This window comes from Bacillus sp. JK74 (genome assembly GCF_053663395.1).
Genome location: NZ_JBSJQB010000001.1, coordinates 727,860 through 749,057, shown reverse-complemented (window position 1 = coordinate 749,057; position 21,198 = coordinate 727,860). Strand labels below are relative to the sequence as shown.

General features: G+C 46.7%; 23 protein-coding genes and 1 pseudogene. 11 read left to right on the top strand and 13 right to left on the bottom strand.

The window, feature by feature from the left end:
- Window positions 1–7 precede the first annotated feature (7 nt).
- The 3 genes from dltB to ACWJJ5_RS03785 are packed head-to-tail and all read right to left on the bottom strand — an operon-like array spanning window position 8 to window position 2,862.
- The gene (gene dltB / locus ACWJJ5_RS03795; protein WP_012118762.1) at window positions 8–1,189 is read right to left on the bottom strand and encodes a D-alanyl-lipoteichoic acid biosynthesis protein DltB; all 1,182 of its coding nucleotides are present in this window, start codon (window positions 1,187–1,189) and stop codon (window positions 8–10) included.
- Window positions 1,186–2,697: a D-alanine--poly(phosphoribitol) ligase subunit DltA gene (gene dltA, locus ACWJJ5_RS03790; protein WP_233662404.1), complete on the bottom strand. Its 1,512-nt coding sequence runs from the start codon at window positions 2,695–2,697 to the stop codon at window positions 1,186–1,188. Before dltA ends, dltB begins: the two co-directional genes overlap by 4 nt.
- A 15-nt stretch (window positions 2,698–2,712) precedes the next feature.
- Window positions 2,713–2,862 (bottom strand): teichoic acid D-Ala incorporation-associated protein DltX, encoded by a 150-nt coding sequence (locus ACWJJ5_RS03785; protein WP_003150882.1) that lies wholly within the window; start codon window positions 2,860–2,862, stop codon window positions 2,713–2,715.
- 443 nt (window positions 2,863–3,305) lie between these two features.
- On the opposite strand from ACWJJ5_RS03785, the gene ACWJJ5_RS03780 reads away from it, so the two are divergent.
- The 3 genes from ACWJJ5_RS03780 to ACWJJ5_RS03770 all read left to right on the top strand — a co-directional run bounded on the left by ACWJJ5_RS03780 (window position 3,306) and on the right by ACWJJ5_RS03770 (window position 6,125).
- Window positions 3,306–4,241, top strand: coding sequence for a 1,4-dihydroxy-2-naphthoate polyprenyltransferase (locus ACWJJ5_RS03780; RefSeq protein WP_003150884.1), 936 nt, complete (start codon window positions 3,306–3,308; stop codon window positions 4,239–4,241).
- Between the two features lie 131 nt (window positions 4,242–4,372).
- Window positions 4,373–5,005, top strand: a complete 633-nt coding sequence (locus ACWJJ5_RS03775; RefSeq protein WP_007407732.1) for a GTP pyrophosphokinase — start codon at window positions 4,373–4,375, stop codon at window positions 5,003–5,005.
- Window positions 5,006–5,264: 259 nt separating this feature from the next.
- Window positions 5,265–6,125, top strand: coding sequence for a glycosyltransferase family 8 protein (locus tag ACWJJ5_RS03770; RefSeq protein ID WP_003150888.1), 861 nt, complete (start codon window positions 5,265–5,267; stop codon window positions 6,123–6,125).
- A 56-nt stretch (window positions 6,126–6,181) separates the two neighbouring features.
- Here ACWJJ5_RS03770 and ACWJJ5_RS03765 read toward each other — a convergent pair whose 3' ends face one another.
- On the bottom strand, window positions 6,182–7,927 hold the full coding sequence (locus ACWJJ5_RS03765) for a S8 family serine peptidase (RefSeq protein ID WP_454022203.1): 1,746 nt from the start codon (window positions 7,925–7,927) through the stop codon (window positions 6,182–6,184).
- A gap of 161 nt (window positions 7,928–8,088) precedes the next feature.
- On the opposite strand from ACWJJ5_RS03765, the gene celB reads away from it, so the two are divergent.
- Window positions 8,089–9,423 carry a PTS cellobiose transporter subunit IIC gene (celB, locus tag ACWJJ5_RS03760; RefSeq protein WP_015387525.1) on the top strand — a complete coding sequence of 445 codons (1,335 nt, stop codon included), beginning with the start codon at window positions 8,089–8,091 and terminating at the stop codon, window positions 9,421–9,423.
- A 28-nt stretch (window positions 9,424–9,451) separates the two neighbouring features.
- Here celB and ACWJJ5_RS03755 read toward each other — a convergent pair whose 3' ends face one another.
- Window positions 9,452–9,835: a VOC family protein gene (locus tag ACWJJ5_RS03755; protein ID WP_003150894.1), complete on the bottom strand. Its 384-nt coding sequence runs from the start codon at window positions 9,833–9,835 to the stop codon at window positions 9,452–9,454.
- Window positions 9,836–9,929: 94 nt separating this feature from the next.
- Between ACWJJ5_RS03755 and ACWJJ5_RS03750 the strand changes: the two genes are divergently transcribed.
- A complete protein-coding gene (locus ACWJJ5_RS03750; RefSeq protein ID WP_454022202.1) occupies window positions 9,930–11,117 on the top strand; it encodes a class I SAM-dependent rRNA methyltransferase in 1,188 nt (395 codons plus the stop codon).
- Window positions 11,118–11,190: 73 nt separating this feature from the next.
- On the opposite strand, the gene ACWJJ5_RS03745 is transcribed toward ACWJJ5_RS03750, so the two are convergent.
- The 5 genes from ACWJJ5_RS03745 to ACWJJ5_RS03725 all read right to left on the bottom strand — a co-directional run bounded on the left by ACWJJ5_RS03745 (window position 11,191) and on the right by ACWJJ5_RS03725 (window position 14,383).
- Window positions 11,191–12,048 (bottom strand): DUF2268 domain-containing protein, encoded by an 858-nt coding sequence (locus tag ACWJJ5_RS03745; protein WP_454022201.1) that lies wholly within the window; start codon window positions 12,046–12,048, stop codon window positions 11,191–11,193.
- A gap of 46 nt (window positions 12,049–12,094) precedes the next feature.
- Window positions 12,095–12,856, bottom strand: coding sequence for a MerR family transcriptional regulator (locus ACWJJ5_RS03740; protein ID WP_454022200.1), 762 nt, complete (start codon window positions 12,854–12,856; stop codon window positions 12,095–12,097).
- Between the two features lie 154 nt (window positions 12,857–13,010).
- Window positions 13,011–13,205 (bottom strand): YwbE family protein, encoded by a 195-nt coding sequence (locus ACWJJ5_RS03735; protein ID WP_003150901.1) that lies wholly within the window; start codon window positions 13,203–13,205, stop codon window positions 13,011–13,013.
- A gap of 129 nt (window positions 13,206–13,334) precedes the next feature.
- Window positions 13,335–14,015: a CidB/LrgB family autolysis modulator gene (locus ACWJJ5_RS03730; protein ID WP_012118753.1), complete on the bottom strand. Its 681-nt coding sequence runs from the start codon at window positions 14,013–14,015 to the stop codon at window positions 13,335–13,337.
- Window positions 13,997–14,383, bottom strand: coding sequence for a CidA/LrgA family holin-like protein (locus ACWJJ5_RS03725; protein ID WP_007407725.1), 387 nt, complete (start codon window positions 14,381–14,383; stop codon window positions 13,997–13,999). Before ACWJJ5_RS03725 ends, ACWJJ5_RS03730 begins: the two co-directional genes overlap by 19 nt.
- Window positions 14,384–14,489: 106 nt before the next feature.
- On the opposite strand from ACWJJ5_RS03725, the gene cidR reads away from it, so the two are divergent.
- The 6 genes and pseudogenes from cidR to ACWJJ5_RS03695 all read left to right on the top strand — a co-directional run bounded on the left by cidR (window position 14,490) and on the right by ACWJJ5_RS03695 (window position 19,249).
- Window positions 14,490–15,398 carry a cidABC operon transcriptional activator CidR gene (cidR, locus tag ACWJJ5_RS03720; protein WP_003150908.1) on the top strand — a complete coding sequence of 303 codons (909 nt, stop codon included), beginning with the start codon at window positions 14,490–14,492 and terminating at the stop codon, window positions 15,396–15,398.
- Window positions 15,399–15,400: 2 nt separating this feature from the next.
- Window positions 15,401–16,219, top strand: coding sequence for a hydroxyethylthiazole kinase (thiM, locus tag ACWJJ5_RS03715; RefSeq protein ID WP_077723023.1), 819 nt, complete (start codon window positions 15,401–15,403; stop codon window positions 16,217–16,219).
- Window positions 16,216–16,890 carry a thiamine phosphate synthase gene (thiE, locus tag ACWJJ5_RS03710; RefSeq protein WP_003150910.1) on the top strand — a complete coding sequence of 225 codons (675 nt, stop codon included), beginning with the start codon at window positions 16,216–16,218 and terminating at the stop codon, window positions 16,888–16,890. The genes thiM and thiE overlap by 4 nt, the downstream gene beginning before the upstream one ends.
- A 42-nt stretch (window positions 16,891–16,932) precedes the next feature.
- Window positions 16,933–17,285, top strand: a pseudogene (locus ACWJJ5_RS03705) (Efem/EfeO family lipoprotein); the annotation flags it as partial.
- Window positions 17,286–17,303: 18 nt separating this feature from the next.
- Window positions 17,304–18,560 (top strand): iron uptake transporter deferrochelatase/peroxidase subunit, encoded by a 1,257-nt coding sequence (gene efeB, locus ACWJJ5_RS03700; protein ID WP_088056384.1) that lies wholly within the window; start codon window positions 17,304–17,306, stop codon window positions 18,558–18,560.
- Window positions 18,561–18,646: 86 nt separating this feature from the next.
- Window positions 18,647–19,249, top strand: a complete 603-nt coding sequence (locus tag ACWJJ5_RS03695; RefSeq protein WP_003150913.1) for a DsbA family oxidoreductase — start codon at window positions 18,647–18,649, stop codon at window positions 19,247–19,249.
- Between the two features lie 18 nt (window positions 19,250–19,267).
- On the opposite strand, the gene ACWJJ5_RS03690 is transcribed toward ACWJJ5_RS03695, so the two are convergent.
- The 3 genes from ACWJJ5_RS03690 to ACWJJ5_RS03680 all read right to left on the bottom strand — a co-directional run bounded on the left by ACWJJ5_RS03690 (window position 19,268) and on the right by ACWJJ5_RS03680 (window position 21,001).
- Entirely contained in the window at window positions 19,268–19,942 is a 675-nt protein-coding gene (locus tag ACWJJ5_RS03690) for a glycosyltransferase family protein (RefSeq protein ID WP_024085947.1), read from the bottom strand.
- Window positions 19,942–20,622, bottom strand: coding sequence for a class I SAM-dependent methyltransferase (locus ACWJJ5_RS03685; RefSeq protein ID WP_454022199.1), 681 nt, complete (start codon window positions 20,620–20,622; stop codon window positions 19,942–19,944). Before ACWJJ5_RS03685 ends, ACWJJ5_RS03690 begins: the two co-directional genes overlap by 1 nt.
- A 217-nt stretch (window positions 20,623–20,839) precedes the next feature.
- Entirely contained in the window at window positions 20,840–21,001 is a 162-nt protein-coding gene (locus tag ACWJJ5_RS03680) for an anti-repressor SinI family protein (RefSeq protein ID WP_029972917.1), read from the bottom strand.
- Window positions 21,002–21,198 lie beyond the last annotated feature (197 nt).

Here is a 21,198-nt window from a genome sequence, read left to right as displayed (position 1 = left end):
ATCTCCTTTAGTGATGAAATGGTTTTCCTGAGAAAATATAAAATCCGAAACATACGAAATGGAATGTGATGACGATGGCTAAAAAGGCCGTAAAACGATTGGCAGGCAGCCACTTGTATTTCTTATTCCATTTCTCAAAAAAGTTATACCCGGTCATTAATACGGCGTGGTACAGGCCGTATACAATATATTGCAGGGCGAGTCCGTGCCAGACGCCCATCAGCATGAACAGCAGGAAATACCCGATGTTCGAGACGGCCATCCGGTTCTTTATCCATTTTTTCTTTGTCATCCAGAATACAAAGCGCATAAATACGTAGTCTCTGAACCAGAAGGATAAGGACATGTGCCAGCGGTTCCAGAAGTCTTTAATGTTTTTGCTGATAAACGGCTTATTAAAGTTTTCCGGAGATTTGATACCCATGATATAGCTTACACCGACGGCAAACATCGTGTAACCCGCAAAATCAAAAAACAGGTACAAGCTGTATCCGTACATGTACAGCACATTACCCCACAGTTTACTGTGGGTGATATGAGACAGATTCATAATGAAATACGTGTTAATCGCATATCCGATAATGAATTTGTACAAGAAACCGATAAAAATTTTATGAATGCCGGTATACAGTAAATCAGCGTATTCTCCCTTTGTCCATACTTTCTGTTCGTCCTTGGCAAATCTGCGGTATCTGTCGATCGGGCCGGAAGAAATGGTCGGGAAAAACATAATAAAGTACAAAAGGCGGTGAAGCGGCATTTTTTCTTTAATCAGTCCGTCTCTCGTTTCCATGATCAGCTGGACGCCTTTAAATGTCAAATAAGAAATTCCTAAGAAACTGATCAGGTTATGAACCGGGTGATGAGGCGCCGGCGGGAAGAAAAACGGCCATAATTTAGATAAAAACAGGGGTAAAATGGACGCGATCACGGCCATACTGAAGACAAAGCCGCTGTTGGCTTTCAGTCTGTAAGCGAGATAACCCCTGATTAAAAGCACCTGCCACAGCGTAAAGATACATAGTGCGATCACGCCGTGCAGATCATGCGCGAAAATCAAAGCCAATACGATGATGGATATAAACATGTTGTATCCTTGGAATCTCTTGCCGTTCAGCCCTAAAATAATCGTCGGCAAAAGAAGGATTCCAAGTAAGATAAAGAAGAAAAACGAGCTGTAAGGCGTCATACAAGAACCTCTTCGCCAATGCGTTTACGGTCGATTTTTCCGTTCGCAGTCATTTGAATGTGATCCTGATAAATGAATTTTCTCGGAATCATGTAGGCCGGAAGCGAAGCGGCCAGTTCTTTCTTAATGGCGCTTGTCAGCTGGAATTCTTTTTCAAAATCATGTTTTTCAGGCACGATGGCGGCAATTAAATATTCGACTGGTCCGTTAGGCTGATACGGGATGACAACCGCCGTGCGCACATATTGAGACTGCCTTACATGTACTTCGATTTCCTCCAGCTCCATGCGGTAGCCGTGAAGCTTAATCTGGAAATCAAGGCGTCCTTGGCAGAAAATCTGACCATCCTGAACATAACCGGCATCACCCGTGTGATATGCCCACTGGCCGTCAATTGAGAAAAACGCTTTTTCAGTCAGAGACGGTTCACCGAGATAGCCTTTGCTCACGCTCGGGCCGGCGATGATGATTTCCCCTTTTTCTCCGTCCGGAAGCTTATTCCCGTTTTCATCCATGATGAAGATATTCATATCGGGTTTTGCAAAACCGACGGGCAGAGATTCATTTTCATCGATAATCTGCTGCGTAATTTCAACGGAGGTGACGGCAACCGTTGTTTCAGTCGGGCCGTATGTATTGAATACGCGGGCCTTCGGAAAACGGTTTAACAGTTCCTGTGCCACGGCAGCCGGAAGCGCTTCTCCGCAAAACATAAATACTTCTGCCTCAGGCAGGAGCTCCTGCGTAAAGCCGGGGTCCATCAGACACATTTGGACGAAAGACGGCGTCGATGTCCAGACGTTCAGTTTGGATTTCTCCAGCTCTTCAAATAGTACTTTCGGTTTATTGATTTTGTCTTTCGTTACGCAGTGCAGCGTACCTCCCGTTTGAAGCGACGGGAAAATGTCCATGACAGATAAATCAAAAGAAAACGGAGCTTGGTTTAAGAATGTCTTACCCCCGCCCACAGGAAAATCCCTGCAGATCCAGTCAGTGAAGCTTTGCAGGTTATCAGCCGATATCTGCACGCCCTTCGGATTTCCCGTGCTGCCGGACGTGTAAATAATGTAAAACGTATCCAGCTCTTTTACCCAGTTCTCACGGCTGAGGTCTGCATCTCCGTCAGCTGCAAGCTCTTCGGGCGTAACGGTTTTAATCAGATTGCTTCCCGTATCGACTGCATCGCCCGATACGCTGATAAGCAGCTCTGCGCCTGAGCTTTCAATGATTTTGACGATCCGCTCCGGCGGAATGGAAACATCGACAGGGATGTAAGGGCGGCCCGCTTTGACGCTTCCCAAGAAAGAAACGATCATATTCGGCTCCATATGTCCGTAAACCAGGACAGGCGCTTTCGAACCGTCAGCTGTATGTTTTTGAATGCCGGACGCAACCCGCTCCGACAAATCCCATAATTCCCCGTAAGTGAGGGAATGATCTAAGGAACGAAACGCTATGGCCTGCGGCTTGGCGTCTGCGTATGTTTTTATAGCATCAAGTAGTTTCATAGTTATCCTCCCCGATTAGAAATCGTTGTAAATATAAGTGCCGGTATTCGCTGTATGAAATCCATACATCCAAAAGAGCAATACTAATATCAGAAAATAAAAGCCCGTATGAAACGTCCATTTGATCAATGTATTTTCATAAGCACGTTTTAATTTTTGCATCATATTCAAAATTCCTTCCCCGCGTATTCAATAATTACACCAGTATATGACGATTAGATTAACAAAAAGTTTCAAAATATGTCTAATATCCTAAGCTTAAAATTTCCTTAAAAATGAATGAGAAACAAAAGGATGGAAAACACGCATGTATAAATTGGAAAATGATCATACTAAAAAAGCGCTGTTCAGGCGGGATTTTTAACTTATCGTAAATATAAACGAGGTAAAAAAATTTTGGCGGCTTTTTCTTAAGCAGGCTTGTGCCGAACCCCAATGGAGAAGGGCGAAAAGCCGTTTCCGGCAGGATAGCTGATAAAGCGCCGCATCTTGTGAAATGAGGAAGAAATTATTATGATAGATAAGGTAGCAGAAAACGTGAAAACCCCAATTCAACACTACTGTTATCGGCTGACTGTGAAAGCCTTTTAATAGAAAGGAAGAGGAAAATGAATCAAAACAATATGGGGGGCAGCCAAAAGACGCCCGAGAAAGAAAGCATGGGCCGCATTTTGTGGCAGCTAACCCGCCCTCATACATTGACGGCATCGTTTGTGCCCGTACTTCTCGGCACCGTATTGGCGATGTTTTACGTAAAGGTTGATTTCCTGCTGTTTTTGGCCATGCTGTTTTCCTGTCTTTGGATCCAGATCGCCACGAACTTATTCAATGAATATTACGATTTTAAACGCGGTTTAGATACGGAGGATTCCGTCGGTATCGGCGGAGCGATCGTCCGCCACGGCATGAAGCCGAAAACAATTCTGCAGCTGGCGCTCGGCTCTTATGCGATTGCCCTCGTGCTCGGTGTTTATATCTGCATGAGCAGCAGCTGGTGGCTTGCGGCTATCGGCCTTGCCGGCATGCTGATCGGCTATCTGTATACGGGCGGCCCGCTGCCGATTGCGTATACACCGTTCGGGGAACTGTTCTCCGGCATTTGCATGGGCTCTGTATTTGTCCTTATTTCTTTCTTCATTCAGACAGGCAGAATTAATGAACAGAGCATTTTGATTTCCATCCCGATCGCCATCCTGGTCGGAGCGATTAACCTGTCCAACAATATCCGTGATATTGAGGAAGATAAAAAAGGCGGACGTAAAACGCTGGCCATTTTGATGGGGCATAGAGGGGCCGTCATGATACTGGCCGCATCTTTTGCCATCGCTTACATCTGGATCGTCGGTCTTGTCATCATGGGTTACACAAGCCCGTGGCTGTTCCTGGTCTTTTTGAGCGTGCCGAAACCCGTTCAGGCCGTGAAAGGCTTTGTGAAAAACGAAATGCCGATGAACATGATTATTGCGATGAAATCAACGGCGCAAACCAATACATTCTTCGGATTCCTGCTTTCAATCGGACTCCTGATCAGTTATTTCCGCTGATCAAATGAAAGGGCAAATGCCATAACCGGCATTTGCTTTTTTTTATGACATAATCTTCACGATATTGTAAAGAACCTGACCGCGGACTGACCCGTCTCATATATGGACAGCAAAGCAAGGAGATGAAAAAAATGGACTTGTCAACAGCCCATATGGATGATTTAAAAACGGTCATGGAAGATTGGAAAAATGAATTATTAGTTTATAAATTCGCTTTAGATGAGCTGGATACGAAGTTTTCGATCATCAGCCAGGAATATAATCTGATTCACGGGCATAACCCGATCGAGCATACAAAATCACGCGTGAAAAGTTTTGAAAGCATCGTCAATAAACTGATGCGAAAAGGCTGCGATGTGACGACGCAGGAAATGAAAGAGCATATTCATGATATCGCGGGTGTCAGGATTATCTGTTCCTTTATTTCCGATATTTATAATGTCGCTGAGGTTTTGAAGCAGCATAAGGATCTGAAGATCGTAAAGGTGAAGGATTATATCAAACATCCGAAGCCGAACGGCTACCGCAGTCTGCATTTGATTATTGAAATTCCCGTTTATTTGACGAATCGTGTGGAATATGTGAAGGCGGAAATTCAAATCCGCACCATCGCCATGGATTTTTGGGCGAGCCTTGAACATAAAATTTATTACAAATTAAATAACGAAGTCCCAAAGCATCTGACCGACGAGCTGAAGGAAGCGGCGGACATCGCCCATTATTTAGACGAAAAGATGCTTGGGATTAAGAAAGAAGTCGATTAAAAGATTGACCCGTCACAACCAGCCGGACCGCTATTATACGCAGTCCGGCTGGTTGTTTTTATGTTTAGGTGTTTTCGCTTTCCCGCGCGATGTATTCTGACGATGATTCAGGCTGAAATCCTGATTGAATTTGAATAGAGAATGCAATAGATATCAAATCGCAAACAGCACATTCCCTCAGAAAAAATGTGTAAGAACGAGGTTTACTTTTTTAAAAAAGGGAAAGACATTTGTACAACAAAAAGGGAGATGAATATCAGTGGGAAAGAATGAAACAATGCATATCGTATCATGTGCCGATGATAATTATGCTCGTCATTTGGGTGGGATGTTCGCTTCTTTATTGATGAATATGGATAAAACAAGGAATGCCAAATTATATGTGATCGACGGCGGAATTACTGCCGAAAACAAGGACAAGCTTGAACAGACCGCGATGTCATTCGGGACGCCGCTTGAATTTTTAGAAGTGGATGCTGATCAATACAAGCATGCAGTCGAAAGCAGCCACATTACAAAAGCGGCTTATTACCGCATTTCTATCCCTGATTTAATTAAGGATGAGTCCGTAAAGCGGATGATTTACATCGATTGCGATGCAATTGTGATGGAAGATATTTCGGTTTTATGGGACTTGGATATTTCCCCGGCAATAGTTGCGGCGGTAGAAGATGCCGGACAGCATGAAAGACTGAAAAAAATGAATATCAGCGACACTGCCAAGTATTTTAATTCCGGTATTATGATTATAGATTTCGAACCTTGGAGAAAACAGAATATTTCTAAAAAAGTGATTGATTTTATCAATGATAACAGCTCGGAGGATTTTCTCGTGTTTCATGATCAGGACGCGCTTAACGCGATTTTATATGATCAATGGCATGAACTGCATCCGCGCTGGAACGCGCAGACGCATATTATCATGAATGAGAAAACGCCTCCTGAACTGATCGACCGTATACGTTATAGAGAAACACGTGCCGAACCGGCCATCGTCCATTTCTGCGGCGGGGACAAGCCTTGGAATACAGGCACTTCGCACCCGTATCGTGATCATTATTTCCGATATATGTCCTTTACGAAATGGAACACGATTGACCGCCCGGCCATGAACCAATAGGCAGGTGTGATGAAAACGCTTGTGAAGCCGTTGACCGGCTCACAAGCGTTTTTTTATTATTTCACCCGAATCGCACGCACGCGTTTTTGCAGGCTGGTCTTTTCGGCAGACGGCTTCAATCGGCTGACTGCCGTTTGCGCCGCTGATTTTGCTTTTTTCGTCTTGGTTTTTTCCGCCGTTTTTACTTTGTCCCTTGCCTGCTGCCGGTTGAGTTTATCTTTTATCCGGCCAAGCCGTTTTTCCAGAGCGGTTTTTTCTTTTCCCGGCTGGATTTTGCTGACTGCTTTTTGGGCTTTTGCGGTGTTGGCTTCAGAGGTCTTTTTTTCCGCCTGCTTGACGCTGGCCTCAGCAGTTCTCAAAAGGCTTGAGTTGACAGCGTTCAGCCGCTTTTGCAGCCCTTTTTTCTCTGAACCGGCCGGTAATTTGCGGATGGCGCTTTGTGCGGCGTTGACGGCGGTTTTTTTCTTTTGTTTTTCGGCAGTCCGGACTTTGTCTCTTGCGTCCGTCACATTTCTTTCCGTCTGAACTTTATTGATCCGCGCCTCGAGAGCGGTTTTTCCTTTTGACTTGGACAGTTTGCTGACTGCCGTTTTTGCTTCATTGATATCTGCTTGCTTTTTCGTTTTTTCCGCTTTTATTACGGCCCGTTCGGCAAAGCTCTTTTGCTTTGTGTGATATTGCACCAGTCCGTACCCGAATCGGCTGTCACGTCCGGGAGCGCCCAGATCTTTGACGTTTTGCTGCATCTGCTGCCGGAGCTGTGTATTTGTTTCCTCCGGATATTTCTGCCTGAGCAGCGCGAACATGCCGGTGACGTGCGGCGCGGCTTGAGATGTGCCGTCAGCCGTGGCGTACATTTGATTCAGATACGTGCTCGTAATATTGGTGCCGGGTGCGGCAAATTCAATTTGTTTTCCGGTCGTGGAAAAAGACGCGAGCCCGTTTTTTTCAGTTGACGCTGAGACTGCCGTTACGCTGCTGTAGGCGCCCGGATAATTGACGGGTTTTTTGTTGCCGTCGTTTCCTGCGGCGGCAACGATCACGATTCCTTTTTTGTAAGCTTTGTCTACGGCGTCGTGAAGACTTTTGCTGTCTGCGTTTGTCCCGAGGCTCATATTGATGATGTCCATTTTATTGGCGATCGACCAGTCGATCGCTTTAAGAAGGCTTTTAAGATCTCCCGCACCTTTTCTGTCCAATGCTTTAACCGCATATAAACGGACATCCGGCGCGATGCCGTCAATGCCGTATCCGCCATGTTTGGCCGCAATGATTCCGGCGACATGCGTCCCGTGTCCGTTGTCATCTTTGTATGAGGAAGTATAGCTGACTGCGGAATAGCCTCCGGCAATGGAAAGGTCATCATGAGGGTAAATGCCGCTGTCAATGACAGCCACTTTTACCTTTTTTCCGGTCAAGCCTTCTTTCCACGCCTGCTTGACCTGAGTCGGTTCGATATCCCATTGCGGCAGCGCGTAACTGCTGCTTTGGGCCGCTGATAACGGGCGGATATCAGAACCGCCTGCTGCCTGAAAGGATACATTCTCTTCTACATATAAGATGTCAGGGTCCTGTTTCAGGTCTTTCACCGTTTGCGAATCGGCTGACACGGCGACTGCCGGGAGATGCTGATAGGTCTGTTCCACATCCGCTCCGCTGTCTATGGCGGATTCCTTGCCGTTTTGATTTTTGTACACCACGATAACGTCCCGGTCGTGCGTCTCGGCGTGCGCGGGCGCCGCGGCGGAGAACAGTCCGACGCACAAGGCCGCGGCCATTATCGGTTTCAGGGTGTGATACATTGCGATTCCCCCTTTTTCTTTATATATCGGCAGTGCGGAATTCTTTTTTTCCTGAGGGATAAGGAAAATTTCTGTATGCAAATGTAAGCGTTTCCAAAATATGATGGAGAAAATGCTTTAAGACATCTGCGCAATGAACTCAAAAAGGGGGTTTTTGATAAATGAGTACGTTCAATCGGGTCATGGAAGAAAAAATCATGCCTGTCGCCGGAAAAGTCGCCGGCCAAAGGCACTTAAGAGCTTTGCGGGACGGCATTATTTTGACTATGCCGCTTATCATCATCGGATCGGTTTTTCTGATTCTGACGAGTCTTCCGATTCCCGGTTATGCCGATTTTATGGCTGGTCTTTTCGGTGAAAATTGGGTTGAAAAGCTCGGGTATCCCGTGAATGCGTCCTTTGACATTATGGCGCTTGTCGCCGCCTTTGGGATTGCTTACCGGCTTGCGGAAAGCTATGAGGTGGATGCCCTGTCGTCGGGAGCCATTGCCCTTGCCGCCTTTTTATTGGCGACGCCGTATCAGATTCCGTTTATCCCTGACGGCTCGTCAACAGAGATTATGGTGGGAGGCGGCATTCCGATTTCGCTGCTCGGAAGCAAAGGTCTGTTTGTCGCGATGATCATTGCAATGCTGTCTACGGAAGTGTACCGGTTTATTATACAAAGAAATATCGTCATTAAGATGCCTGACGGAGTGCCGCCTGCGGTCAGCAAATCGTTCGTTGCGCTCATCCCCGGTTTCATTATTATTACGCTTGTATGGCTGGCCCGTCTGTTTATTGAAATAACTCCTTTTAAAAGTCTCCACAATGTCGTAGGCGATCTGCTGGGCACCCCGCTGTCTATTTTGGGCGGGAGTCTCGGCGGAAGTCTTATCGCCGAATTCGTGCAAATGCTTCTTTGGTCGTGCGGCATACACGGCGCGTCCATAATCGGCGGCGTCATGTCGCCGATCTGGTACGGGGCGATGGACGCCAACCGTTTGGCTTTTCAGGCGGGAGAAGCGCTGCCGAGCATTTTTACGACACAGTTCTTTCAAATATGGATTAATGTCGGCGGAAGCGGAGCGACGCTTGCCCTTGTGCTGACCATGCTTGTGCGCTCCAGAAGCAAACAGATGAAACAGCTCGGCCGTCTCGGCATCGGGCCCGCGATTTTTAACATTAACGAACCGATTATTTTCGGGATGCCGCTCGTCATGAATCCGCTGTTAATCGTGCCTTTTATTGTTGCGCCGCTCTTGACCATTACGGCGACGTACATCGGGATGAGCACGGGGATGGTGGCAAAACCGGCGGGAATCGCCGTGCCGTGGACGATGCCGCCGCTGATTTCCGGTTATTTGGCGACGGGCGGGAAAATCTCCGGTTCGGTCATGCAGCTGATCAATCTCCTGATTACATTTATCATTTATTATCCGTTTTTCCGAATTTGGGATCTTCAAAAATGGAGAGAGGAACGGGCGGCGGAACAAAACGTCACAGAAGAAACATAAAAAAAAACGGGCGCTTTCGCCCGTTTTTTTAACGCTGGAAAAATTCGATCCATTCGCCGTCAGGTCCTTCAATGTAAAAGTAGCGGTACCCGTTCGGAAGCGTCGTGATTTCTTCATCAATGAATACGGCGCCCTGACGCTTCGCATGCGTGAACTCCGCCGCGATATCTTCAGTCAATAAAGCGACATGGTGCACTTTTCCTTCTGCGGGAAGCTCGCTGCTGTAGCCCTGGATCAGCTCAATTTCTGTCTCCGGCCCTTCTTGAAAGCCGAGAAAGGCAAGTTCAATAATGCCGTTCGTATGAGTGATACGATCCTTTAACTGCATACCGAGAACGTCTTGGTAAAAGGCGATGGATGTTTCAATATCTTTGACCATAATGCCTGTATGGTCGATTCTTTTGGCTGTCATGGTTTTCCCCCTGTTTTGAATTTTTCGGGACAATGCGGTGTTGATCATGTTTTATGGTACGATAAGAGAAAGCAAAACGAAAGAGGAATGCACAATGAAGCTACTTACAGTGAAAGATACATTTGCCGGAAAGCTGAAAAAAGGATTCCCCCTGATTGAAAAAGACGCTCTGTCCGGAAGCTCGGCTCATTTAACAGAGGGCGATCTTTTTGATGTGACATCCGAGAAGGGTGAGTTTATCGGAAAAGGCTATTACGGTTTGCAGAATAAAGGAGTCGGCTGGGTGCTGTCCCGCGCGAGAGATGAACGGATCGACGGACGTTTCTTTCTGGACAAGCTGAAAAAAGCGGTTGAAGCAAGAGCTCATCTGTTTAAGGCGCCCGATACGACGGCGTTCCGGATTTTCAACGGTGAGGGCGACGGCATCGGCGGCGTCACGATTGACTTTTATGACGGTTATCTGCTGATTCAATGGTACAGTAAAGGCATTTACGCTTATAAGGACAGCATGATTGAGGCGATTGACGGACTGGAGCTTTCTTATAAAGCGATCTATGAAAAGAAACGATTCGATACTGCCGGGCAATACGTGGAAGACGACGATTTTGTCAAAGGCGAAAGAGGAGCTTTTCCGGTCATTGTTCAAGAAAACGGCATACGGTATGCGGTGGATTTAAACGATGGGGCGATGACGGGCATTTTCTTAGACCAGCGTCATGTACGCAAAGCGATTCGGGACAAGTATGCAAACGGCAGACGGGTGCTGAATACGTTCTCTTATACGGGGGCATTTTCCGTTGCGGCGGCGCTTGGCGGAGCTGAGAAAACGACAAGCGTCGATGTCGCCAACCGCAGTCTCGGAAAAACGATTGAACAGTTCAGCGCCAACGGAATTGATTATGAGGCGCATGACATTAAAGTCATGGATGTTTTCAAATACTTCGGCTATGCGGAGAAAAAAGGGCTGGCGTTTGACCTCATCATCCTTGATCCGCCTTCTTTCGCCCGCACAAAAAAACGGACGTTCAGCGCGGCGAAAGATTATAAAAACCTGCTGAAGGAAACGATCGCCATCACCGCAAAAAACGGCATCATCGTCGCTTCGACAAACAGCAGCGCCTTCAATATGAAGAAATTTAAAGATTTTATAGAGACCGCCTTTAAAGAAACAAATGAGCGTTACGACATTTTGGAAGAATACACGCTTCCGGAAGATTTCAAAACGATTCCCGCGTTTAAAGAAGGGAACTATTTGAAGGTTGTTTTCTTGCGGAAAAAATAGGATGGTCATTTATAGCGTGGAAAGAGGGGAAAAGAAAACCCTCTTCCATCGCTCTAATCCGGATAAATAATCTTCATATCTTACTGTTTAAAGAAAAAAAACCGCTATTACTTAGTATCTCATCTGTGCCAAGTAAAGTGGCCTCGCTAATCCCCACATTGTTGGCTTTCATGAAGGATTGCACCGCTTGGTAGCCAACCGCATAACCTGCAAACGGTGATAAGCCGACAGGCTGATAACCTTGTTCGGCTGCAAAGGTGTCACCAAACATGTAACTGCTGACTTCAGCAAATCCTTTCACATTTAATGAGTCTTTGATAATTTCTTTTGAGTATTCTAAGTCTTCTTTTTCAAAAGAAGTAACCCAGGGACCTAACAGAGCTTCTCCGTAAAGTTCTTTGGCAAACGATTCTGCCAACCCCTCTATCATTAAGTAATCCCCAACCGTTACGTTCCCATAATCCCAATTGAAATACGAAAAACGAATATTATGATGAAATTCATGTGCGATTACAGCAGGCAGTCTCGGTATGTTATATGAATTGGGGAATATTGAAACTTGAATAAATCCCGGAATTCCTCCTAATCCACAATACCCTCTATGTAATTCAAGCTTTTTTTGATTGGCCAGATACATCCCAAACCTTATTTCATCAGCATTTATTTTTAAGCGGTTTTGTTTGATAAATTTAACACAATGAGTTAAAGTGTCAAATGCAATTTGAGGAGCTTGAATTTCTTTTAGATTCTTTAGTGCTTTTCTTCCGGTTTCCGTATCAAATATGCTCAGATAGCCCAGCATATTTGCAGCCATGATTACATCATATCCGTTAGGTTCTTTTGCCTTTAAGGGAACATTAATCTTTTTCCACATATCTTCAAAAGGTTTCATCATTGAATACCGATAATAATCTTCTCTATTTTCAATCATCGAAAATAACTTTTCGTATTGCCCAATTGTATCCTCGATAATGATTTTAATGGGTACCACCCTTTTTTTGATGATCTATATAAATTGTAATGGCATCACTCATGAGCTTCGCCAACCCTTCACCATACTGATCGATGTTCTTAGTGAAGCGTTTATCTTCAATATAGAGTTGACCTAATCCGTAAAAGGCATCAAAAGAATATTCACCAAAATTTTCATTGAGAAAATCAAACCACTCTTTGATAGCTGTTTGTACGTCTGGGGACTTGGGAGATTGGTTAATAAGGAGTGCAAATTTATTGAACATTGCAGTCCACTTATCAGATAAATCTTTTTGCTCACCATCAGTCATGTTTTTCAATCTAATATTTACCTTATCGACAGGTTGATCACCCCACCGTTTGCGAGCTTCTTGTTCATAAAGATTATGATTGAAGTTCATTCCCTCAAACCGCTCTTTGTTCGTCATGCAAATCTCTCCCATCAAATGTTTGATTGATTTATCGATGGTTTCAATCATTTTATCGACTCTATTCCGTTTCTCAATCAACATTTTCTTTTGTAAAATGAATGCCTCCCTTCGGTTAAATGAAGGACTATTAATGATTTCTTTAATGTCTTTTAAGGAGAAATCGAGCTCCTTGAAAAATAGTATCTGCTGCAGCTGTTCAAGATTCTCTTCAGAATAAAGCCGATAACCGGAATCGGTCGTTTCCTGAGGAGTCAATAATCCAATTTGATCGTAATGATGGAGAGTGCGTATGCTTACTCCAATCAGTTCAGCTACTTCTTTTACTTTCATACCCATACGTTTGCCGCCTCCTTAATGGCTACTCTAAAGTATTACGCAACGTAAGAGTCAATAGTTGGTTAAAAATTTTTTGTATATAAAGGGAGAACATATGAGGATTTCATTGCTGAAATTAAAGAAAAAAAGCCGGGCGTGAAGCTCCGGCTTTTTTCTATTCAATAATGTGCTGCACCCGGCCGATTCGCCCGTCTTCAAGGCGGACCTTAATGCCGCGCGGGTGGAAGCTTGAGTTCGTCAAAATATCCTTCACGATTCCTCTTGTCAGCTTTCCTGAACGCTGATCGGCTTTCAGGACGATATCGACTTCAAGTCCTTTTCTGATGCTGCTTCGCTGCTGGCCGTTCATATGACACATCCGTTCTTCAGTCTTTTCACTTCATGTCTTATCATATCGTGTTTTCGTCTTTTTATGAAGGACAGACAAATCAATTCTTCATGGCAACTAAAAAAAGACCGCTCTGTAAGGAGCAGTCTTTTATGACATAAACGAAAGCAAAATCGGGGCCGCGCACAGTGTCATAATCGCGGCGAGGATCATCGACACGCTTGAGATCGTTCCTGATACGGAGCTGAGCTCAAATGCTTTAGATGTTCCCGCTCCGTGCGCGCTAGTTCCGAGCAGCACGCCCCGGGCAATTTCGTTATCAATGCGGAAATAGCGGATGACCATCGGCCCGATGATCGTTCCCAATAAAGCCGTTAAAATGACGAAAACCGCTGTAACGGCCGGCATCCCGCCGATCATTTCTGAAACGTTCATAGCAATCGGCGTCGTCACGGATCGCGGCACGAGACTGTCGACTAAGCTGCTGCCGAGATGGAACCATTTTGCGATAAAGGCTGTTGACAGAATGGCGATACATGAACCGACCGCTACGTTCAAAATAATTTCCACTGCGTATTTCTTTAAAATCGGGAAATATTTATAAAGCGGGATGGCGAACGCCACTGTTGCCGGCTGAAGCATATCGGTCAGCAGTCCGCCGCCGAGATTGTATGTCTGATACGGGACATTGACAAGAAGCAGCAGGACGACCAAAACAGCGGGCGTAATCAGAAGCGGCGACGTATACACCCGCGGAAAACGAATGTAGAGTTTTTTCGCGCCCAAATACACTAAGACAGTTAAGAATAAACTTATGATTCCGATGAACACGTTTGTTTTTTCTCCTTTCTTTTTGCTATCAGCTGTGTAAGCGTGCCTGTTGAAACCATCACGACAAATGTGCTGATGACGACGACAAGTAAAATGCTTACGCCGAATTTAGACATAATATCTCCGTATTCAATCACTCCGACGGCAGACGGGATGAAAAACAGCAGCAGCTCACCGAGGAGCCATGCTGCGCCAAGCTCAATCCATTCAAGTTTGATAATCTTGAAGTGCAATAATGTGAAAAGAATCACAATCCCGATTATACTGCCGGGAATATTTATATGAAGAGCCGCCGTGACCCAATTGATCAGACGCGCAAATATAAACAGCAGAGCGATTTGAATAACGGTAAGCAGCAATTTTTTCATAATGATGCCTCCCTTATATTTATATTGTACAGAAGGTTTTGCTATAGGTAAAATACATATAAAGAATAATGTGTATTCCTTTTGTCTATAGAAAGGATGAAATGTAATGGATATTCGGCACTTAACGTATTTCTTGGAAGTGGCCCGTTTGAAAAGCTTTACGAAGGCTTCACAGTCGCTGTATGTTTCACAGCCGACAATTTCAAAAATGATTAAAAACCTGGAGACGGAGCTCGGCATTAAGCTGTTTTACCGCAATGGCCGGCAAGTTGAACTGACTGACGCCGGGCAGAGCATGTATGTGCAGGCGCAGGAAATCACAAAGTCATTCCAAAACCTGACGTCAGAGCTGAACGATATTATGGAAGTGAAGAAAGGGCACGTCCGCATCGGTCTTCCGCCGATGATCGGGTCCGGCTTTTTCCCGAGAGTGCTCGGTGACTTCCGCGTCACATACCCCGATGTGACGTTTCAGCTTGTTGAGGACGGCTCTATTAAAGTGCAGCAAGGGGTGGAGGACGGCTCGCTTGATATCGGGGTCGTCGTGCTTCCCGCGAATGAAGAGATTTTTCATACCTTCACAATCGTCAAGGAAACCCTTATGCTCGTCGTGCATCCGTCACATCGGCTCGCTGACGAGAAAGAATGCAGTCTTCACGAATTGAAAGAGGAGCCGTTCATATTTTTCAGGGAGGATTTTGTCCTTCATAATCGAATTATGACGGAATGCGTGAAAGCCGGATTCAGGCCGCACGTCATTTATGAAACATCACAGTGGGACTTTATCAGCGAAATGGTATCCGCCAATCTCGGTATCGGCCTGCTGCCGGAAAGAATCTGCCGCGGTCTTGATCCTGACAAAGTCAGAACCATTCCGCTCGTTCATCCGGTCATTCCGTGGCATTTAGCCATCATTTGGCGGAAAGACCGCTATATGTCCTTTGCCGCCAGAGCCTGGCTGGAGCATACGAAATCGTATTTATGGAATCCGAAAAAGAGAAAAAAGGATGATTAAGCATGGACGCACAAACCGCAGCTCAACACTTGAGTAAAGTGCGGGATCAAAACCCGCTCGTTCACAGTATTACCAATAATGTCGTCACGAACTTCACCGCTAACGGACTGCTCGCGCTCGGCGCATCGCCCGTTATGGCTTATGCAATTGAGGAGGCCGCCGACATGGCGAAAATCGCCGGAGCGCTCGTCCTGAACATAGGCACCCTCAGCTCGGCGTCGGTTGAAGCTATGATCGCAGCCGGAAAATCGGCCAATGAAAACTTTGTTCCGGTCATTTTTGATCCGGTAGGCGCCGGCGCCACACCGTTTCGGACGGCATCAGCCCGCAAGATCATACAGGAGGTCCGCTTGTCCGTCATTCGCGGAAATGCCGCGGAAATCGCCAATATTGCCGGCGCCCCTGATTGGAAGATAAAAGGCGTGGATGCGGGGGAAGCCGGAGGAGATGTGGTTCAGCTCGCTAAGACGGCTGCAAGCAGGCTGAAGACGGTCATTGCGATTACCGGAAAAACCGACGTCATCTCCGACGGCACCGACACATACGCCGTACATAACGGTGATAAACTGCTGACGAAGGTGACGGGGGCGGGATGCCTGCTGACGTCTGTAATCGGAGCCTTCTGCGCAGCGGGGCAGGACGTTCTGCAAGCGGCCGTTTCAGCCGTTTCTGTATACGGAAGCGCCGCTCAGCTTGCCGCCTTGGACACCTCCCATAAGGGGCCGGGCAGCTTCCAGATTGAGCTTTTAAACAAGCTGGCAAGCATCTCAGAACAAGAAGCGGCCGAGCTTGCCGCAATTGAAAGGGTGATAGAAAAATGACGCGTATTTCTCGGGAAATGATGAAGGATATGTTATCGGTTTATTTTATTATGGGATCAAACAATACAAGCGCAGACCCGGTTTCCGTGGTGAAAAAAGCAATTGAGGGCGGCGCTACGCTTTTTCAATTTCGGGAAAAGGGGAGCGGTTCTTTAACAGGGGATGAACGTGTCCTGTTCGCGAAGCGGGTGCAGGATGTCTGCAGGCAGGCCGGGATTCCTTTCATCATTAATGATGATGTCGAATTGGCCTTGCGCCTTGAGGCGGACGGAGTGCATATCGGACAGGATGACGCAGACGCCGAAGAAACGAGAGCGGCAATCGGCGATATGATTCTCGGTGTGTCAGCACATAACGTCTCCGAGGTGAAGCGGGCGGAAGAAGCCGGAGCCGATTACGTCGGAATGGGCCCGGTCTATCCGACCGAAACAAAAAAAGATGCTGAAGCCGTGCAGGGCGTTACATTGATTGAAGAGGTACGGCGTCAGGGCATCACCATTCCGATTGTAGGAATCGGCGGCATTACGGCTGACAACGCGGCGCCCGTCATTGAAGCGGGTGCAGACGGCGTCAGCATGATCAGCGCCATCAGCCAAGCCGAAGATCCAAAAGCGGCGGCGCGGAAGTTTTCAGAGGAAATTCGGCGCTCCAAAGCAGGGCTGTCCCGATAGGGCGGCCCTTTTTCTGTGTGCGCAAAAAGGCAGTGACGGACTTGGAGAATAGAAGCCGTATGTCAAGAACAGAGCAATCAGCTTGCAATATCGACCGAAGCGTTTGACGGCTCTATCGCTCCTCTCAAAGTGACGCCTGAACCAATCACCGCCGGCGCCGAAGGCTCAAAAGCCCTCTATAAAACAGTGAATAGCGCGCAGTGAGAGATCATTTCGAGGTCACAGAAAAACTTCATGCGGAATTCAGCGAATTTGAAGTTTTGATGTCGAAATACAAAACGTGCGATCAATCGTATACGTCTTGTGATACATTAAGTACAGATCAAATCAGAGAGATAAGCACGAAGCTGACGGCCCTTTCTGAAACCATGTCGAAGATTGCCGATGTGCTTTAAAAGGAGTTAAGACACAGCATGAGCGATGAACATAACAAGGAAAAACAGATCCACAGACGGGATGTCCTGAAGTGGGGCGCCGTCGCGGGCGCAGCCGTCGCTGTCGGAGCGAGCGGCCTCGGAGGACTCGCGCCGCTCTTCAAACCGGCGGCCACCGCTTCAAAGAAGAATGATGAAAAACATGATCGTGATCAAATCGTTCCTTTTTACGGAAAGCACCAAGCAGGAATCACAACAATGCATCAGACGTATGTGTATTTTGCGGCGCTTGATGTCATGTCAAGCGACAAAGCCGATGTCATCTCCCTTTTCAAACAATGGACAAGCTTGACGCAGCTGCTGACTTCAGGCGCCGTCCCGTCAGGCGAACAGAAAAATAAATATATGCCTCCGCAGGATACCGGGGAGTCGCAGGATCTGGCACCGGCGAATTTGACCGTTACCTTCGGCTTCGGCCCCGGGTTTTTCGAGAAAGACGGGAAGGACCGCTTCGGACTGAAAGATAAAAAACCGAAGCACCTCGCCGATATTCCCCCGATGCCTAACGACAAGCTCGATAAGAAACAAGGCGGCGGTGATATCGTCATACAGGTCTGCGCGGATAATGAACAAACGGCGTTTCACGCGGTGCGCAACCTGATGAAACAGGCTTCGGGTGTGTGTGAAGTCCGCTTTCTCAATAAAGGTTTCTTAAGCGGCGGAAAAAACGGAGAAACACCGCGCAACCTCTTCGGATTCAAAGACGGCACCGGCAACCAAAGCACGAAGGATGAAAACCTGATGAATTCGATCGTTTGGGTTCAATCAGGAGAGCCGGACTGGATGACGGGCGGCACGTACATGGCGTTTAGGAAAATTAAGATGTTTTTAGATATATGGGACCGTTCATCCTTGAAGGAACAAGAGGACACGTTCGGGCGGGTGAAAAGCTCGGGCGCGCCTTTCGGACAAAAAAAGGAAACCGATCCCGTGAAGCTGAATCAAATTCCCGCCGACTCGCATGTCAGCGTGGCAAAATCAACCGGCAGACAGATTCTGCGCCGGGCATTTTCCTATACGGACGGAATTGATCCGAAGACGGGCTATGTTGACGCAGGCCTGCTGTTTATCTGCTTTCAAAAAGACCCGGACCGCCAATTTGTCCCGATGCTGAAGGCTCTGGCGGCAAAGGATGCGCTGAATGAATACACACAAACGATCGGCTCTTCCTTATTCGCCTGTCCCGGCGGCTGTAAAAAAGGAGAATATATCGCCCAAAGGCTGCTGGAATCGTGACACCTTCCATATGGAAGGTGTTTTTTAAAAAAACACTTGTAACTATAAAAGTTACAACTTAAAATGATAAGGAAAGGAGACTTACAATGACACTGCAGATTAAAGTATATTCTGATTATGTATGTCCGTTTTGCTATGTCGGCAAAGCGGCGTTTGAAGAAGCTATCAAAGACAAGGACGTACAGGTGGAATGGATGCCGTTTGAATTGCGTCCGAGCCCCTCGCCGAAACTTGATCCGGTGAATGATCCCGCCAAGCGGCAGATGTGGAAAAACTCCATTGAGCCGATGGCGCAGTCGTTAGGCGTTGAAATCACGTTCCCCCGCGTGTCACCGCATCCTTACACGGATTTGGCATTTGAAGGCTTTCATTTCGCAAAGGAACATGGGAAAGGAAGCGAATACCATACACGCGTTTTTCAGGCGTTCTTTCAGGAAGAACAAAATATCGGTGACGTTGGCGTGCTGACAAAGCTTGCGGAAGAAGCCGGACTTGACGGTGCTGCCTTCAAAGAGGCGCTTGAGACAAGAGCGTACAAGGACGTACAGCGGGAAGCGCTCCGCCATGCTTATGAGGAAGCCGGCATTACGGCAGTGCCGACGTTTATCATCGGCGATGAGAGAATCCCTGGCGCGGCGGGAAAGGAAACCTTTGAACAAATCATTGAGCGGGAACTGAATAAACGTTAGTAAAAAGCCCTCTTTGCATCAGCGAGAGGGCTTTGCCATATAGTGTTTGACAAATGTTTGTCTGTCCGCTTCATATGCCGCGGCGTCAAAGGAGTCGCCGCAAAAATGAAGGCACCAAGGGTCTTTCTGGCAGGCGACGCCGACTTGATAGCCGTGTTTTTGAAATTCGAGCGACTGTGATGTGTCGTAAAAATGAAAGCCGCGAAACAAATCCTCCCGCCACTCCACGTCATATTGAGCCGCCATTAACAAGCCGTCAATGGCGTCAGCGGGCGTAAACAGGCCGTCTTCATCACCGTGCTCAAAATCCAGCGGGTGATAAGCATTCCCCCGGTATTCAATCACTTTTCCCATCCGCTGTCCGCTTTCCCACCAAATGCCGTTCGGCGGCAGGGTTTTGCAGCCGGCGACACCAAGAAGGCCGAGCTCCTGATGAGATTGAAAGATATGAAGCATGTCATGAAGGAAATGCTGATGAATGATAAAAGTATCCTGATGCAGATAAATTTTATATTTGGAGGGGTGTTTCAGCGCTTTGTTGTAGGACGAGGCCATGCTTGCTGAATCGTATATCGGCATGATATCAACGGAGTATGAAGGGGGGACGGTAAGCTGCATGATATGGCTCTTGCACCGGGAGTACAGCGACTCATCATTCACACAGACGACAAACAGAAATGAATGTGAATCCATTACATGCTCCTCTCGGCCTCAATCACATATTGATAGGCCGATGCTTCTGTCATAAAGTCATGCCTTATGCCAAGCTGTACGCATACTTCGTGCAATGATGCGATGGCTTTGTGGTAAGAAGGGTGATCAACGCGGATCGCCTCAATGCGTTTCACCTCATAGCCGGCGGCTTTAAATAATGAAAGAGTCTCTTCCTGGGTAAAAAAACGCAGGTGGGTCTGATCCATTAATCCGGCGTCACTGTAAGTCCATTTGCCGGCTAAAAGCTCCAGCACGACTGAGATGTGGCCGACATTCGGTATGCATGCAAGCACAGTGCCGTCTTTTTTTACATAAGGACGAAGCTTTTTCAGCACTGTCCACGGGTCGATAAGATGCTCAAGAACGTCTCCGAACAGCATGCAGTCGAATTGCTCTGATTCGTACGGAAGAATGGCGGATTCAATGTCGCCGCAAAGCACATGGCTCAATTTGCTTTCCGCCTTTTTTGCGGCTTCGGGATACGCTTCAATGCCGTAAACCGTTATTCCGCGGTCTTCGATCGCCGCTCCTAAATTGCCCGTTCCGCAGCCGACATCAAGCACTGTCCGCCAGTTTTCGTCTATTTTGTTCAATAAATAAGGATTCAGGCCTTCGTAGTAGTTCTGTTGTTTTTCATCATAATAGGGATTCGTATCCATCTGTGTATCACCTCATAAATGGGCATAATACACAAGATATGCAGCGGGGGGATCTCATATCACCATGTTTGGCTGTTCAATTGCGGAATACGGACGGGAATGGTTGTCCGGTATACGGTTTGTTCTCTGATTCCCCTCTTATTGCAGGTGTTCCTTTGAAAACTCAGGTGCGGGCGGACTGTGGCAGGTCATATAGTAAAAGGATCCGCCTGTAATCTTACCGCTGGCGGATGGTGTTTTTCATTGGTGTTTTTTTCTTCACCGCTTTTTCAGTATTTAAGAAGCGCCTCACATCGTCAATGTTCAAACCCATGATTCTAGCCTCTTGAATTAACAATTGCCAATCTTGATCTATATCTTTCATTACATGAGTTTTCATAAGAACCTCCAATTGAAAAATTGATTTGCCCAGCTACAGCAGCCAATGTATAACAAATATCACACATAGTTGGCCGGTAATCCCAAATTGAAGATGAATTCACCTACCTATTCCCTAAGAAAATGACTGAAATAACCAAAATCCTTCAAGAATTCTTACATATAATAATAAACAAATAAATACTGACTGGATAGTAT

Excerpts from the sequence above, each read along its gene's own strand:
- dltB (WP_012118762.1), bottom strand. The coding sequence starts at position 1,189 with ATGACGCCTTACAGCTCGTTTTTCTTCTTTATCTTACTTGGAATCCTT.
- dltA (WP_233662404.1), bottom strand. The coding sequence starts at position 2,697 with ATGAAACTACTTGATGCTATAAAAACATACGCAGACGCCAAGCCGCAG.
- ACWJJ5_RS03785 (WP_003150882.1), bottom strand. The coding sequence starts at position 2,862 with ATGATGCAAAAATTAAAACGTGCTTATGAAAATACATTGATCAAATGG.
- ACWJJ5_RS03780 (WP_003150884.1), top strand. The coding sequence starts at position 3,306 with ATGAATCAAAACAATATGGGGGGCAGCCAAAAGACGCCCGAGAAAGAA.
- ACWJJ5_RS03775 (WP_007407732.1), top strand. The coding sequence starts at position 4,373 with ATGGACTTGTCAACAGCCCATATGGATGATTTAAAAACGGTCATGGAA.
- ACWJJ5_RS03765 (WP_454022203.1), bottom strand. The coding sequence starts at position 7,927 with ATGTATCACACCCTGAAACCGATAATGGCCGCGGCCTTGTGCGTCGGA.
- celB (WP_015387525.1), top strand. The coding sequence starts at position 8,089 with ATGAGTACGTTCAATCGGGTCATGGAAGAAAAAATCATGCCTGTCGCC.
- ACWJJ5_RS03755 (WP_003150894.1), bottom strand. The coding sequence starts at position 9,835 with ATGACAGCCAAAAGAATCGACCATACAGGCATTATGGTCAAAGATATT.
- ACWJJ5_RS03750 (WP_454022202.1), top strand. The coding sequence starts at position 9,930 with ATGAAGCTACTTACAGTGAAAGATACATTTGCCGGAAAGCTGAAAAAA.
- ACWJJ5_RS03745 (WP_454022201.1), bottom strand. The coding sequence starts at position 12,048 with ATGATTGAAAATAGAGAAGATTATTATCGGTATTCAATGATGAAACCT.
- ACWJJ5_RS03740 (WP_454022200.1), bottom strand. The coding sequence starts at position 12,856 with ATGGGTATGAAAGTAAAAGAAGTAGCTGAACTGATTGGAGTAAGCATA.
- ACWJJ5_RS03735 (WP_003150901.1), bottom strand. The coding sequence starts at position 13,205 with ATGAACGGCCAGCAGCGAAGCAGCATCAGAAAAGGACTTGAAGTCGAT.
- ACWJJ5_RS03725 (WP_007407725.1), bottom strand. The coding sequence starts at position 14,383 with ATGAAAAAATTGCTGCTTACCGTTATTCAAATCGCTCTGCTGTTTATA.
- cidR (WP_003150908.1), top strand. The coding sequence starts at position 14,490 with ATGGATATTCGGCACTTAACGTATTTCTTGGAAGTGGCCCGTTTGAAA.
- thiM (WP_077723023.1), top strand. The coding sequence starts at position 15,401 with ATGGACGCACAAACCGCAGCTCAACACTTGAGTAAAGTGCGGGATCAA.
- thiE (WP_003150910.1), top strand. The coding sequence starts at position 16,216 with ATGACGCGTATTTCTCGGGAAATGATGAAGGATATGTTATCGGTTTAT.
- efeB (WP_088056384.1), top strand. The coding sequence starts at position 17,304 with ATGAGCGATGAACATAACAAGGAAAAACAGATCCACAGACGGGATGTC.
- ACWJJ5_RS03695 (WP_003150913.1), top strand. The coding sequence starts at position 18,647 with ATGACACTGCAGATTAAAGTATATTCTGATTATGTATGTCCGTTTTGC.
- ACWJJ5_RS03690 (WP_024085947.1), bottom strand. The coding sequence starts at position 19,942 with ATGGATTCACATTCATTTCTGTTTGTCGTCTGTGTGAATGATGAGTCG.
- ACWJJ5_RS03685 (WP_454022199.1), bottom strand. The coding sequence starts at position 20,622 with ATGGATACGAATCCCTATTATGATGAAAAACAACAGAACTACTACGAA.
- ACWJJ5_RS03680 (WP_029972917.1), bottom strand. The coding sequence starts at position 21,001 with ATGAAAACTCATGTAATGAAAGATATAGATCAAGATTGGCAATTGTTA.